We start from the raw sequence: 13,529 nt of genomic DNA, 5'->3' as shown, positions 1-13,529 counted from the left end.
ATTCCCATGCTGATGTTTTCAAAGGCGCCGCCAGCGGCGCCTTTTTCTTGCCCGCGCGGCGCGCGCCGGGGGCGTGCGGCCCGGCGTATGATCATGGTCTTTTCGGCCCTCAGCGCCCGGTGGGCAGGCGCTGGCAGCTATCAACACCATAGCATTCCGCATCCCTGATGGAACTGGTTCTCATCTCGCTGGCCTCGCTGCTGGCCGGCGGCATCGACTCCATCGTGGGCGGCGGCGGGCTGATCCTGGTGCCGGCGCTGTTCGCCGTCTACCCAACCACCGCGCCGGCCACGCTGTTCGGCACCAACAAGAGCGCCTCGGTCTGGGGCACCAGCATCGCCACCGTGCAGTACAGCCGCCGTGTGCAGATGCGCTGGGCGGTGCTGCTGCCGGCGGCGGGCGCGGCGCTGGCGGGCTCGTTCATTGGCGCCTGGGTGGTCACGCTGATCGACCCCACCTTTCTGCGCCGGTTGCTGCCCTTCATCCTGCTGGCGGTGCTGCTCTACACGCTGGCGAAGAAGGACCTGGGCCGCACCCACGCGCCGCGCCACACGCAGGCGCGCGAGACGGCGCTGGCCTGCGCCATCGGCGCCGTGATCGGCTGGTACGACGGCTTCTTCGGCCCCGGCACGGGCAGCTTTTTCATCTTTTTGTTCGTGCGGCTGCTGGGTTACGACTTCCTCAACGCCTCGGCCTCGGCCAAGCTGCTTAACGTGGCCACCAACCTGGCGGCCATCGCGCTGTTCGCCATGAAGGGCCACGTGTGGTGGAAGATCGGCCTGGTGATGGCCGTGGCCAACGTGGCCGGCAGCCTGATCGGCACGCGGCTGGCGCTCAAGCACGGCGCGGGCTTCGTGCGCGGCGTGTTCATCGTGGTGGTGGGGGCGCTGATCCTGAAGACGGGGTATGACGCGTTTCTGCGCTGAGGGGTGGGCGTGCGGCGTGGCGCCATCCGCAGCAACAAGGGGTATACATCTCCAGCACTTGGCATATAAGCGCTGCAGGGCAGCGGCCAAGGGAGTATGGGCTGACCCTCCGCTGTGGGAGCGGGCTTGCCCGCAATGGCGGCGCCTGCGCCCGAACCAGCGCCCCATCGCGGGCAAGCCCGCTCCCACAAAGCCACGAGGCCAGCGCCGATGATGGGGAGTATGTTGTATCAGCGCCCGGCAGACGGGCGATAAAGACCAGCCTATAGGGGAGTATATGTAGCCCCGACGCTCACCGCGACTCCATCCACGCCGTCACCACCAACAGCACCGGCGCGAGGCTGATGAAGGCCACGACGATGCGGCGGAACACCGGCGCGGCGTCGGCCACTTCCAGGTAATGGTCGGCCACCAGCCAGGCCTTCCACCACACCAGCGCGGCGATGATCCAGCCCACCCAGGGCAGCACGCCGCGCTCGGCCACGGCGATGCCGGCGGTAACCACGGTGATGACGAGCAGCGCCAGCCACGCCTGGGTGGCGTTGCGCGGGTCGAGGGCGTGCAACAGGCGCTTCATGGTCAGACGAAGGCATAGAACAGCGAGAACAGCATCAGCCACACCATGTCGGTGGCGTGCCAGTAGATGGCCATGGATTCGACGCCCTTCGGGTTACCCGGCCGGTACGCGCCCTGCCACACGCGCACCAGCACCCACAGCATGCCCAGAATGCCCCAGGCCGAGTGCATGAAGTGGTTAATGGTGAGGTAGTAGTACACCGTGAAGAAGGCGTTGTTGCCCGCCACCACGCCGGCCGCCAGGTTGTGCTGGATCTCCAGCCACTTGACCAGCGGGTAGCCCAGCGCGACGACGAAGGCGCTGGTCATCCACAGCCGCGCGCCGCGCTGGTCGTCGCGCCGCACGGCCAGCACGGTGCGCACCAGCGCATAGCCGCTGGTCAGCATGACCATGGTGATCAGCAGCCCGCCCAGCGTCCACAGCCTGGGGGCGCCGGCGCGAAACACGTCGGGGTAGCTCCAGCGGGCGACGAAGTAGACGACGAAGAACACCGCGAACTCGACGAACTCGCAGGTGATGCCCACCCACATGCCGGTGTAGCCGGGGCGCGCCGATTCGGCCTGTTCGGCAGGCGCGGCGGCCGCGGGCGGATCGCCCAAGGCCAGGGAGAGATGGTTTCGGCGGCGGACACAGTGGATTTGATGCTAGTCAATCCACTCCGGCCGCGCCTTGAAACAGGACAAGCCCGCGGCGCCGGCCGGGCGGGCAGATTCAGTGCCAAATCGGGCTGCAGCGCTTATTTAGAAAGCGCACGCAGCTATTATTGGATGAGCATTCGCTAACGCGCCCGCCACTGCTGCACGGCCTGCGCCAGCGTGTCGGCCTGGGGCGCGAAGTGGTCCACCAGCGCGCCCAGCGCCACCGCGCAGACCAGCGCGCCCAGCAGCGGCTTCCAGCTCAGGCGGATCGCGGCCAGGAGCCAGCCTTCGCGCTCCACCCGCACCACGGTGCGGGCTGCGGTGTAGGCGAACGCCAGTTCCACCGCCACGGCCAGCAGCGCCTCGGAGCCGAAGTACAGCAGCAGCAACCAGCCGCCGCCCAGCACCGCCGCCAGCACGGCGCCGAACACGGCCAGCACCGGGATGACAACGAGGGCGCCTTCGTCGGCGCCGCCGGCCGCCTCCAGCGCGCCCGAGGCCACGTCGCCCAGCGCCGAACCGCCATCACCTGCGCATTCGGCCAGCGCCTGCGCCGGGGCGTCGAACACGGCATCGGCCCCGCCGCCGCCGAAGTCGCCACCGCCGCCGCTGTGCACGCCGTCATTGCACGAGGCACCGCCACCGGGCCAGGGCACCAGGTCCAGAACGCCCGGGTCGGGCACGTCGCGCTCCTCCTCGCGCACCAGCATGCCGGCCCAAATGCGCAGCAACAGCAGATAGGCCAGGTAGCCCGCGCCCAGCGCCAGCGCGTAGCGCACGGCCAGCGAATCGACGCCGCCGTGCCGCAGCGCGGTCGACACACCCCACATGACGAGCAGCGTGATCAACCCCATCAGCCCGCCGTGCAGCCACAGCGTGTGGCGGCTGCGCAGGCGTCGGACCAGGGCGTCTTCCTCGACCCGGATGCTTCTGAAATTGAGCGCCTGGCGCTCGCGCGACGCCGGCTGGATGCCGAATGTTGGCTCATTCTTCGACGCTGACCGGCACCCGCGGCGCCAGCGCGCACATCAGCTCGTAGCCCACGGTGCCGGCGGCGTGCGCGACCTCGTCGATGGGCAGCACGGCGCCGCTGCCGGCGCGGCCCCACAGCGTGACCTCGCTGCCCGGCGCGGCCTGCGGCACGGGCGTGAGGTCGACCACGATCATGTCCATGCTGACGCGGCCCAGCGTGCGGGTGCGCACGCCATCGACCAGCACCGGCGTGCCGGTGGGCGCGTGGCGCGGGTAGCCGTCGGCGTAGCCGCAGGCTACCACGCCGATGCGCATCGGCGCCTCGGCGGTGAAGATGGAGCCATATCCAGTGCTGGCGCCCGCCGGCAGGGCGTTGACAGCTATCAATTTCGATGCAAGCGTCATGCTGGGCTGCAGCCCCCAGTGCGCCGCGTCGTGCTCGGGAAAGTCGGGCGACGAGCCGTAGACCGCAATGCCGGGGCGCACCCAGTCGCCGCGCACGGCGGCGTCCTGCGCGTGGCGCAGCGCGGCGGCGCTGTTGCACAGACTGCGCTCGCCGGCCAGGCCGTCGGTGGCGCGCTGGAACACGGCCCATTGCGCGCCGATGCCCTTGGGCCCGTCGGCGTCGCTGAAGTGCGTCATCAGCGATATCTCGTCCACCTGCGGCAGCGCCTGCAGCCGCGCGTAGGCGCTGCGAAAGCGCTCGGGCGCGAAGCCGAGCCGGTTCATGCCGCTGTTCAGCTTGAGGAACACGCGGTGCGGCTGGTGCGTCTTGTGCGTGGCCAGCCAGTCGATCTGCTCGTCGCCGTGCACGGCGTGCCACAGGTTGAGGCGCGAGCACAGCTCCAGGTCGCGCGGCTCGAACACGCCCTCCAGCAGCAGGATCGGGCCGCGCCAGCCCAGATCGCGCACACGCTGCGCCTCGGCCAAATCGAGCAGCGCGAAGCCGTCGGCGCCGCGCAGGCCTTCGAAGGCGCGCTCGATGCCGTGGCCGTAGGCATTGGCCTTGACGATGGCCCACACCCGCGCGCCCGGCGCGGCGGCGCGCATTTGCGCCAGGTTGTGGCGCAGCGCGCCGGTGTGGATGGTGGCGTGGATCGGGCGAGGCATGGCAGCTCTTCAGGCAATGGCGCCAATGGCGAAAGTCACGGATTCTGGCACCTGCATCGCCCGTCCAACCCGCCATCACACGCTGGAAGCGTGCATGCTATAACCCGGCAGCCCTTACAGAGCGGAAACATCTTGGCAGTTACTTCGTCCCGCGCAGGCCGTGGTGCACGAGCCACCGCCTGCCCGCAACGGCCCGCCTCGTGGCCGCGCAGCAGGCCACCCGTGCACCCATCGGCCGCGGAGCAGGCCATGCGCGGGCAGCCGTGGCCGGACCTGCGCCGGCCAGGGGCTGCGTCCCCTGGGGGATGGCGCGCCAGCGCCTCAGGGGCATGAAACGCGGCTTCTACACCATCATGGCCGCGCAGTTCTTCAGCTCGCTGGCCGACAACGCGCTGTTCGTGGCGGCGGTGGAGCTGATCCGCGCCGATGGCGGGCCCGAATGGCAGCGCGCCGCGCTGGTGCCGATGTTCGCGCTGTTCTACGTCGTCCTGGCACCGTGGGTGGGCGCGTTCGCCGACTCGCGGCCCAAGGGCTGGGTCATGTTCGTCAGCAACGCGATCAAGATCGTCGGCTGCCTGGCCATGCTGTTCGGCGGCCACCCGCTGCTGGCCTACGCCATCGTGGGGCTGGGCGCGGCGGCGTATTCGCCGGCCAAGTACGGCATCCTGACCGAGCTGCTGCCGCCCTCGCAGCTGGTCAAGGCCAACGGCTGGATCGAGGGGCTGACCATCGCCTCCATCATCCTCGGCGTGCTGCTGGGCGGGCAGCTGGTGGGGCCGCGCCTGGCGCCCTGGCTGCTGTCGTTCAACCTGCCGGGCATCGTGACCGGGCCGCAGGCGGCGATTGCGGCGCTGGTGCTGGTGTACGCGATTGCGGCGGCCATCAACCTGCGCATTCCGCACACCGGGGTGGAGATGCGGCCCATGCCGGCGCACGCCCTGGCGCTGCTGCCCGACTTCTGGCGCTGCAACGCGCGCCTGTGGCGCGACAAGCTGGGCCAGATCTCGCTGGCCACCACCACGCTGTTCTGGGGCGTGTCGGGCAACATGCGCTACATCGTGCTGGCCTGGGCCTATGCGGCGCTGGGCTACTCCACCACCAAGGCCGCCACGCTGGTGGGCGTGGTGGCGCTGGGCACCGCCGTGGGGGCGGTGATGGCCTCGGCCCGCGTGCGCCTGGACCGCGCCACCACCGTGATGCCGCTGGGCGTGCTGATGGGCGCGCTGGTGATCGGCATGGTGTATGTCGACCGGGTGTGGATTGCCGTGCCCTTCCTGGTGGCCATGGGGGCGCTGGGTGGCTACATCGTGGTGCCGATGAACGCGCTGCTGCAGCACCGCGGCCACAACCTGATGGGCGCCGGCCGCTCGATCGCGGTGCAGAACTTCAACGAGCAGGCCTGCATCCTGGCGCTGGGCTTTCTGTACAGCGCCTCCACGGGGCTGGGTCTGTCGGCGTTCGCGGCCATCGCGCTGTTCGGCGCCGTGGTGGTGGTGTCGATGGCGCTGATCCAGCTCTGGTACCGCCACAACCTGCGCCACCACACGGCGGAGATCAAGCAGCTGATGCGGCTCGCGCGCGGAAAGAACGCTCCCCTGAGGCGCTGCGCGCCATCCCCCTGAGGGGGACAACGCTGGTGGCCGGTACAAGCCCGGCCACGGCGTTCGCGCATGGCCTGCTCCGCGGCCGCTTGAGGGGGCTGACAGGCGGCGGGCAAACCAGCGTCTCGGCTTGTGGGAGCGGGCTTGCCCGCGATGGGGGTGCCGCAGACAGCCGCGGCGAATTCATCACATACTCCCCATATACCTATCCGTCAGCGCCCGTCACTCAAGCGCTTACGGCATATACCCTCAAGTTTTATCCATCCATCGCCACAACGCCAGCCCGCGCCGCCCGACCAGGCATGATGCCGCCGACGCCCCAGGATCGATTCTCCCCCGTGGCGCCGCACCCGCTGCGCCCTGCCCTGCCCGCCATGACCCGCCCCTCCTCTCTTCCGCCGCCCCCGCGCTGGCGTTGCTGTTCAACGCCATGGTGTGGGGCTGTCGTGGATCGCCTTCAAGGCGCTGCACGGGCATGGGCTGCACCCGCTGTGGAGCACGGTCGTGGTGTACGCGGGGGCGCTGTTGGCGCTGCTGCTGTGGCGCCCGGCCAGCGTGCGCAGCCTGCTGGGGCACCCGCACCTGCTGGCGCTGATGGCGGCCGCCGGGCTGACCAACGTGGGCTTCAACTGGGCCGTGACGGTGGGCGACGTGGTGCGCGTGACGCTGCTGTTCTACCTGATGCCGGTGTGGTCGATCGGCCTGGCCTGGTGGCTGCTGGGCGAGCGGCCCACGCCGGCGGCGCTGGCACGCCTGGGGCTGGCGCTGGCCGGGCTGGTGCTGGTGCTGCACCGGCCGGGCGGCGCCTGGCCGCTGCCCAGCGGCGCGGCGGATTTCCTGGCGCTGCTGGGCGGCTTCTGCTTTGCGCTGACCAACGCCCTGCTGCGCCGCTGGCGCGACACGCCGCGCGATGCCCGCGTGCTGGCCATGTTCGCGGGCGGGCTGGCGATGTCGGGTGCGCTGGTGCTGGCGGGCCTGGCGGGCGGCGCGCCGCCGGCGCTGTCGGTCTCGTGGCTGCCGTGGGCGCTGGCGCTGACGCTGGCCTTCCTGGGCGGCAACCTGGCGCTGCAGTACGGCGCCGCGCGGCTGCCGGCGCAGGTGACGGCGCTCATCATGCTGGCCGAGGTGGTGATCGCCGCCGTGTCGGCGGTGCTGCTGGGCGCGGCCACGCCCACGGCGTGGACCTGGGCCGGCGGCGTGCTCATCGTGTCGGCGGCGGTGCTGTCGATCCGCCCGGGGCGGCGGCCCGGATGAACGGGCGCAGCGTCAGCGGCGCCCGCTCGATGCTGATCTGCTGGATGATCAGGAAGCCCCGGATGACGCGCGGACCGCATCCCTGTGTGGGAGCGGGCTGGCCCGCGATCAGGCGTTGGTGGCGAGGAGATGCCTCATCGCGGGCCAGCCCGCTCCCACAACACGCACTGGGACTTCTGGACAATCAAGCTGATTTGATAGCAGCCAGCGCAGCCAGGGCGCCGCATACAGGCGACTTCCATCTGGCGCCCGCGCCGATCCCCAGTGTGTCAGCGCCGCGAGCGCGCCGTCGGATGCAGCCCGCGCCGGGCCAGAAAGCCCAGCAGGCGCTCGCGGTCGACCGGCACCACCATCCAGACGCAGCCGATCAGGCGCGCGCGCAGGCGGTCGAAGGCGGTGCCGCGGCGCGCCACCACCACCACGTGCGGCGGGTGGCCCGGCATGGGGCGCTGGGCGGTCAACGCGCGCGCCAGCGGCAGCAGATCGTCGCCCAGCGAGGCCTGGTCGAGAAACACGAAATCGACCGGCCGTTGCGCGAAGGCGGCCAGCGCCGCGTCTGCCCCTCGATCAGGCGCACGCGAAAGCCCAGCCGCCGGATGCCGCGCGGCAAGGTGTGCGAGCGCCGGCCCAGCGCGCCGACGACCGTCATCAGGTCGGCGTCGGCATCGTCGACGAAGGGCGTGGCGGCGTGCGCCCGGCGCGCCATGCGTGGCGCGGGTGCGGTCAGCGGGGCCCGCTCGCGGACGGCCCAGGTGGCGCGCGCCGACACGGCCGGCCCCGCCAGGGTGGAGACATGCGGTGCGGTGATCGGCATCGACGCCGTGGTGGGCGCGAAGGCCGACGACTGCGGCATGGGCGGCTGCGATTCAGCCTGCTGCGACTCGGGCGACTGCGACTCGGGCGGGTGTGCGCTGACCGGCGGCTGTATCGTGGGCGCGCCGGCCCGCAGGGTGGAGACGGGGTTCAGGCTGGCCGGCGCGGCCGTATCCCGGTCTTCGGGCCAGTCCAGCTGGACCAGCACCTCGGCCACCGCCTGCATCCGAGCGGGCGGCGCAGCACCGGCAGATCGAGCGGCAACGACCGAGGCGGCTGGCCGACCAGCACGATCAGCGCCTGCGGATTGCCGGCGCGCAGGCAGTCGACGACGCTGGCGTCGTCGCCGTTGACGACGATGAGGTTCGCCTCTTCCGGCGTCGCCACGGGCACCAGCTCGTCGCCGCCGCCGCTGTCGAGCGCCATCAGCGACTCGAGCAGCGCGCGTTCGGACGGCGTGAGGCCAATGAAGATGTAGGTGTAGCGCACGGTGGTTCGGGAGCCGGGGGCTGTGCCGACACACCTTGGTCAGCGTGCCCGGTTCCCGACCATTGTGGCCAGTCGGCGCGCCTTCGGGGCAAGCATCGGCGCAATGCGGCCCACACGCGGCGGCCAAGCCGTGATTGCTTCGCCCCGGTGTTGCTGCCACACTGCGCGGCCGTGAACTTTGCACGCAAGCCCCGATGCCCGATGACGCGCCACTTGCCCAACCGCTGATGACGTTTTGCTGGATGAGTCACCCGTCTCAGACAGTGGTGTGGGAATGGGCTTGCCCGCGATCAAGCGTTGGTTGTGGCGAAACGCCCTATCGCGGGCAAGCCCGCTCCCACAACGCGGATGCGGTCCGCGCGGCATCAGAGATTTCTTGATGGACAAGCATGTTTGAAAGCCCATTCGCATGATGCTGCAGACGCTGGACGGCCGGCCCCTGCCCTGGTCGCAGTTCGACGGCCAGGTGCGGCTGGTCGTCAATACCGCCAGCGCCTGCGGCTTCACGCCGCAGCTGGCGGCCTGCAGGCGCTGCACCAGCGCTACGGGCCGCAAGGCTTCACGGTGATCGGTTTTCCATGCAACCAGTTCGGCCGGCAGGAGCCGGGCGATGCCGCGGCCATCGGCGCCTTCTGCAGCGCCAGCTACGGCATCACGTTTCCGCTGATGGCCAAGTGCGAGGTGAACGGCCCGCAGGCGCACCCGCTGTTCGCGTGGCTGAAGGCGCAGGCGCCGGGCGTGCTGGGCACGCGGGCGATCAAGTGGAACTTCACCAAGTTCCTGCTGGGGCGCGACGGCCGCGTGATCGGCCGCTATGCGCCGCGGCACCGGCCCGAGGCGCTGGCGGCCGACATCGAGGCGGCGCTGGGCCAGCCCTGAAGCATATGCATCAAATCGGGCTCCAGCGCCCGTCCAGTAAGCGCAAGCAGCTCTTTATTTGGAAGCAACCAGCGCTTCGTCCAGCACTTCGATCCAGTGCCGCACCGGCAGCTCGGTGCCGGACTGCAGGTGCGTGATGCAGCCGATGTTGGCCGACAGCAGGGCGGCGGGCCGGTCGCTGCTGGTCTCGCCCAGCAGGTGGCCGAGCTTGCGGTCGCGCAGCTTCGTCGCCAGCTCGGGCTGCAGCACCGAATAGGTGCCAGCCGAGCCGCAGCACAGGTGCGCCTCCTGGGCGGCCGGGCGCAGCTGAAAGCCCAGCGCACCCAGGTACTGCTCCACCCCGCCGCGCAGCTGCATGCCGTGCTGCAGCGTGCAGGGCGCGTGCCAGCCCAGCACGGCCGCGGGCGGGCGCACGCGGCCCTGCAGCGCCTCGGCCAGGTAGGGCAGCAGCTCGCTCAGGTCGCGCGCCAGCTCGGACACCTTGGCCGCGCGGTCGGCGTAGCGCGGTTCGTGGCGCAGGAGGTGGCCGTAGTCCTTGACCATGGCGCCGCAGCCCGAGGCGTTGATGACGATGGCTTCGACGGCGCCGCGCTCGATGTGCGGCCACCAGGCGTCGATGTTGGCGCGCATCTGCTTCAGGCCGCCCTCGCCATCGGCCAGGTGGTAGCGCACCGCGCCGCAGCAGCCCTGGCCGCGCGGCAGCACGCATTCGATGCCCGCCGCATCCAGCACGCGCGCCGTGGCGGCGTTGATGTTGGGCGCCATGGCGGGCTGCACGCAGCCTTCGAGCAGCAGCACCTTGTGCGGGTGCGAACGCCGGGGCCAGGCGCCAGCGGCGCGGCGCTCGGGCACCTTGTCCTTCAGCACCGCGGGCAGCAGGCCGCGCACCGATTGCCCCAGCCGCAGCGCCGTACCGAACAGCGGCGAGGTCAGCCCTCCTTCAGCAGCCGGCGCTTGCGCGCCTCGGCCGGCGGGCGCGGCACCTTGGCCTCGACCACCTGGCGGCCGATGTCGATCAGGTGGCCGTACTGCACGCCGCTGGGGCAGGTGGTTTCGCAGTTGCGGCAGGTGAGGCAGCGGTCCAGGTGCAGCTGCGTGGTGCGTGTGGGCTGCTCGCCCTCCAGCACCTGCTTGATCAGGTAGATGCGCCCGCGCGGGCCGTCCAGCTCGTCGCCCAGCAGTTGGTAGGTGGGGCAGGTGGCGGTGCAGAAGCCGCAGTGCACGCACTTGCGCAGGATCGCCTCGGCCTCGCGGCCGGCGTCGGTGTCACGGTATTCGGGGGCCAGGGCGGTCTGCATCAGAAGTCCAAAACCATGCGCCCCGGGTTGAGGATGCCCGCCGGGTCGAACTCGCGCTTGAGCTGCGCATGGATGCGCGCCAGCGGCTCAGGCAAAGGGGTGAACACGGGCACGCTGCCGTCGCCACCGCGAAACAGCGTGGCGTGCCCGCCGGCGCGCGCGGCGGCTTCGCGCACCACGGGCGCATCGGCCGGCGTGGCCTTGATCCAGCGCTGCGCGCCGTGCCATTCGACCAGCGTCGGCCCCAGGTTGAGCGGCGTGGCGGTGTCGGGCACGCTGGCGCGCCACAGCGCCTCGCCGGGTGCCAGGCGAAAGAACGGCAGCGCCTGGTCGCGCAGCGTCGTCCACTGCTTCTCGGCGCGTTCGGCGTCCAGCACCTGGCCGCCCATGATTTTGGTCGCGCTGTCGATGGCCGCGCGGGCGCCGCGCAGGCGCACCACCAGGTGGCCGTCGGCCCAGCAACTGGCGTTCAGCGGCAGCGGCTGGCCGCCCCAGCGGTTGAGCTGCTGGCGCGCGCTGGTCTCGGACAGCTCGAACACCAGCGTGCGCTCGGCTGGCGGCACGGGCAGCACCTTCAGGCTGACCTCGGCGATCACGCCCAGCGTGCCCAGGCTGCCCGCCATCAGCCGGCTGACGTCGTAGCCGGCCACGTTCTTCATCACCTGGCCGCCGAAGGTCAGCAGCTCACCCTTGCCGTTGACGATCTGCACGCCCAGCACGTAGTCGCGCAGCGCGCCGACGCTGGCGCGCGCCGGGCCCGACAGCCCCGCCGCCACCGCACCGCCCACCGTGCTGGCCACGCCGAACTGCGGCGGCTCGAACGGCAGGCTTTGGCCTTGCTCCGCCAGCAGCGCCTGCAGATCGCGCAGGCGCGTGCCGGCGCGGGCGGTGACGACCAGCTCGCTCGGCTCGTAGGCCACGATGCCGGCCAGCGGGCGCGTGTCGAGCAGTTCGCCTTGCAGTTGCTGGCCGTAGAAGTCCTTGGTGCCGCCGCCGCGGATGCGCAAGGGCCGCCCACGCTCGGCGGCCTTGCGGATCTTCTCGATGAGGGCTTGCAGCGCGGCATCCATGCCGTGGATGGTAGCGGCTGGCCGCCCCGCATTCCCCTGCCTGACCAACCGTTACTTCTAATTCGGTAGCTGCCCGCGCCGGTCCCACCTGAGCGAAAGCCGGATTCGACATGAAAAAGCCTGCCACGCGGGCAGGCCCTTGAATTGCCGCAGCGGGCTTCAGCGGTTGTACGCCGTCTCGCCGTGGCTGGAGATGTCCAGGCCCTGGCGCTCTTCCTCTTCGCTCACGCGCAGGCCGATCAACAGGTCCACGATCTTGTAGGCGATGAACGAGACCACGCCCGACCACACGACGGTGAACAGCACGCTCTTGGTCTGGATCCACACCTGCGCGCCCATGCTGAAGCTGTCGGGCGTCAGGCCGCCGGTGCCGCCCAGGCTCTGCGCGGCAAACACGCCGGTCAGGATGGCGCCCAGGATGCCGCCCAGGCCATGCACGCCGAACACGTCGAAGGCGTCGTCGACGTTCAGCAGGCGCTTGAGGCCGCTCACGCCCCACAGGCAGACCAGCCCCGCCAGGCCGCCGATGACGATGGCACCCATCGGCCCCACGAAGCCAGCCGCCGGCGTGACCGCCACCAGGCCACCCACCGCGCCCGAGGCGGCGCCCAGCATGGACGCCTTGCCCTTGTGCATCGCCTCGCCCAGCGACCAGGTGAGCGTGGCGGCCGCCGTGGCCAGCACGGTGTTGATGAAGGCCAGGCCCGCACCGCCGTTGGCCGCCCCGGCCGAGCCGGCGTTGAAGCCGAACCAGCCCACCCACAGCAGCGAGGCGCCCACCATGGTCAGCGTCAGGCTGTGCGGGGTGAAGGCTTCGCGGCCGTGGCCCACGCGCTTGCCCAGCATGTAGGCGCCCACCAGGCCGGCAATGCCGCTGTTGATGTGCACCACGGTGCCGCCGGCGAAGTCGAGCGCGCCGTCCTTGGCCAGCAGGCCGCCGCCCCACACGATGTGCGCCATGGGCACGTAGCTCAGCGTGAACCAGATCGCCATGAACAGCAGCACGGCCGAGAAGCGAATGCGCTCGGCGAAGGCGCCGACGATGAGGCAGCAGGTGATGGCGGCGAAGGTGCCCTGGAAGGCGATGAACACGTATTCGGGCACCGTCGGCAGCGCGCCGATGCTGTCGGGCGTGACGCCTTTCAGGAACAGCTTGTCGAAACCGCCGAAGAAGTTGCCGTCGCCGCTGAAGGCCAGGCTGTAGCCGTACACCGCCCACAGGATGCTGATGAGCGAGAACACGACGAACACCTGCACCAGCACGCTGAGCATGTTCTTGCTGCGCGCCAGGCCGCCGTAGAACAGCGCCAGGCCGGGGACGATCATCAGGATCACCAGCAGGGTGGAGGTGAGCATCCAGGCGGTGTCGCCGGAGTCGATGTGCGGTACGGGCGCGGCGGCTGCGGCGGCCGAGGCGGCGGCCGCCACCTCGGGTGCGGCGGCCTGCGCCAGCAGCGCCGCCGGCCAGCAGCAGCGCGAAGAAAGCGAACGGGGATTTCATGGGTGGTGTTCCTCTGGTGCGTGCGATGGGCTTACAGCGCGGCGCCGCCGGTCTCGCCGGTGCGGATGCGGATGACCTGTTCCAGGTCGGCGACGAAAATCTTGCCGTCGCCGATCTTTCCGGTGCGCGCGGATTGCTCGATGGCCTCGATGACGCGCTCGACCACGTCGTCGTCCACGGCGGTCTCGAGCTTCACCTTGGGCAGGAAGTCGATCACGTACTCGGCGCCGCGGTACAGCTCGGTGTGGCCCTTCTGGCGGCCGAAGCCCTTGACCTCGGTGACGGTGATGCCCTGCACGCCCAGCTGCGACAGCGCTTCGCGCACTTCCTCGAGCTTGAAGGGTTTGATGATGGCGGTGACGAGTTTCATGATGCTTCCTTTTTGATAGCTGTCAGCGCTT

Annotated in this window: 12 protein-coding genes and 3 pseudogenes; 4 read left to right on the top strand and 11 right to left on the bottom strand. The window is 70.6% G+C overall.

Annotated features, from left to right (window positions below; translation table 11 throughout):
* Positions 1-167 precede the first annotated feature (167 nt).
* Complete coding sequence (locus tag H0I39_RS10935) at positions 168-926, top strand: TSUP family transporter (RefSeq protein WP_180550494.1); 759 nt, start codon at positions 168-170, stop codon at positions 924-926.
* Positions 927-1,218: 292 nt separating this feature from the next.
* Here the strand turns inward: H0I39_RS10935 and H0I39_RS10930 are convergent, their stop codons facing one another.
* The 4 genes from H0I39_RS10930 to alr all read right to left on the bottom strand — a co-directional run bounded on the left by H0I39_RS10930 (position 1,219) and on the right by alr (position 4,223).
* Positions 1,219-1,503: a hypothetical protein gene (locus tag H0I39_RS10930; protein WP_180550493.1), complete on the bottom strand. Its 285-nt coding sequence runs from the start codon at positions 1,501-1,503 to the stop codon at positions 1,219-1,221.
* Between the two features lie 2 nt (positions 1,504-1,505).
* The gene (locus H0I39_RS10925; RefSeq protein ID WP_257645757.1) at positions 1,506-2,102 is read right to left on the bottom strand and encodes a cytochrome c oxidase subunit 3; all 597 of its coding nucleotides are present in this window, start codon (positions 2,100-2,102) and stop codon (positions 1,506-1,508) included.
* Positions 2,103-2,281: 179 nt separating this feature from the next.
* A complete protein-coding gene (locus H0I39_RS10920) occupies positions 2,282-2,995 on the bottom strand; it encodes a hypothetical protein (RefSeq protein WP_257645756.1) in 714 nt (237 codons plus the stop codon).
* A 130-nt stretch (positions 2,996-3,125) separates the two neighbouring features.
* Positions 3,126-4,223, bottom strand: coding sequence for an alanine racemase (gene alr, locus H0I39_RS10915; protein WP_180550492.1), 1,098 nt, complete (start codon positions 4,221-4,223; stop codon positions 3,126-3,128).
* Between the two features lie 329 nt (positions 4,224-4,552).
* Here alr and lplT point away from each other — a divergent pair, with 329 nt between their 5' ends.
* A complete protein-coding gene (lplT, locus tag H0I39_RS10910) occupies positions 4,553-5,845 on the top strand; it encodes a lysophospholipid transporter LplT (protein WP_180550491.1) in 1,293 nt (430 codons plus the stop codon).
* Between the two features lie 414 nt (positions 5,846-6,259).
* Positions 6,260-7,078 carry a DMT family transporter gene (locus H0I39_RS10905; RefSeq protein ID WP_308645832.1) on the top strand — a complete coding sequence of 273 codons (819 nt, stop codon included), beginning with the start codon at positions 6,260-6,262 and terminating at the stop codon, positions 7,076-7,078.
* A gap of 269 nt (positions 7,079-7,347) precedes the next feature.
* Here H0I39_RS10905 and H0I39_RS10900 read toward each other — a convergent pair whose 3' ends face one another.
* From H0I39_RS10900 to H0I39_RS10890, 3 genes are read right to left on the bottom strand one after another with little or no spacing between them, the layout of a single operon-like run.
* The gene (locus H0I39_RS10900) at positions 7,348-7,593 is read right to left on the bottom strand and encodes a hypothetical protein (RefSeq protein ID WP_180550490.1); all 246 of its coding nucleotides are present in this window, start codon (positions 7,591-7,593) and stop codon (positions 7,348-7,350) included.
* Entirely contained in the window at positions 7,536-8,099 is a 564-nt protein-coding gene (locus H0I39_RS10895; protein WP_180550489.1) for a hypothetical protein, read from the bottom strand. Before H0I39_RS10895 ends, H0I39_RS10900 begins: the two co-directional genes overlap by 58 nt.
* Positions 8,042-8,380, bottom strand: coding sequence for a hypothetical protein (locus H0I39_RS10890; RefSeq protein WP_180550488.1), 339 nt, complete (start codon positions 8,378-8,380; stop codon positions 8,042-8,044). Before H0I39_RS10890 ends, H0I39_RS10895 begins: the two co-directional genes overlap by 58 nt.
* A 409-nt stretch (positions 8,381-8,789) precedes the next feature.
* On the opposite strand from H0I39_RS10890, the pseudogene H0I39_RS10885 reads away from it, so the two are divergent.
* Positions 8,790-9,259, top strand: a pseudogene (locus H0I39_RS10885) (glutathione peroxidase).
* Positions 9,260-9,313: 54 nt separating this feature from the next.
* Here the strand turns inward: H0I39_RS10885 and glcF are convergent.
* The 4 genes and pseudogenes from glcF to glnK form a co-directional block, all read right to left on the bottom strand.
* Positions 9,314-10,557: pseudogene (glcF, locus tag H0I39_RS10880) on the bottom strand (glycolate oxidase subunit GlcF).
* Positions 10,557-11,627, bottom strand: coding sequence for a glycolate oxidase subunit GlcE (gene glcE, locus H0I39_RS10875; RefSeq protein ID WP_180550487.1), 1,071 nt, complete (start codon positions 11,625-11,627; stop codon positions 10,557-10,559). The pseudogene glcF and the gene glcE overlap by 1 nt, the downstream one beginning before the upstream one ends.
* Positions 11,628-11,786: 159 nt before the next feature.
* A pseudogene (locus tag H0I39_RS10870) lies at positions 11,787-13,085 on the bottom strand (ammonium transporter); the annotation flags it as partial.
* A 74-nt stretch (positions 13,086-13,159) separates the two neighbouring features.
* Complete coding sequence (gene glnK / locus H0I39_RS10865; RefSeq protein ID WP_180550486.1) at positions 13,160-13,498, bottom strand: P-II family nitrogen regulator; 339 nt, start codon at positions 13,496-13,498, stop codon at positions 13,160-13,162.
* Between the last annotated feature and the right edge of the window lie 31 nt (positions 13,499-13,529).

This window comes from Ottowia beijingensis (assembly GCF_013423955.1).
GTDB lineage: Bacteria > Pseudomonadota > Gammaproteobacteria > Burkholderiales > Burkholderiaceae_C > Ottowia > Ottowia beijingensis.
This window is presented reverse-complemented; position numbering and strand designations above follow the sequence as displayed.

Bases quoted from the DNA above. Each gene is read 5' to 3' on its own strand.
- H0I39_RS10935 (WP_180550494.1), top strand. From the start codon at position 168: ATGGAACTGGTTCTCATCTCGCTGGCCTCGCTGCTGGCCGGCGGCATC.
- H0I39_RS10930 (WP_180550493.1), bottom strand. From the start codon at position 1,503: ATGAAGCGCCTGTTGCACGCCCTCGACCCGCGCAACGCCACCCAGGCG.
- H0I39_RS10920 (WP_257645756.1), bottom strand. From the start codon at position 2,995: ATGGGGTTGATCACGCTGCTCGTCATGTGGGGTGTGTCGACCGCGCTG.
- alr (WP_180550492.1), bottom strand. From the start codon at position 4,223: ATGCCTCGCCCGATCCACGCCACCATCCACACCGGCGCGCTGCGCCAC.
- lplT (WP_180550491.1), top strand. From the start codon at position 4,553: ATGAAACGCGGCTTCTACACCATCATGGCCGCGCAGTTCTTCAGCTCG.
- glcE (WP_180550487.1), bottom strand. From the start codon at position 11,627: ATGGATGCCGCGCTGCAAGCCCTCATCGAGAAGATCCGCAAGGCCGCC.
- glnK (WP_180550486.1), bottom strand. From the start codon at position 13,498: ATGAAACTCGTCACCGCCATCATCAAACCCTTCAAGCTCGAGGAAGTG.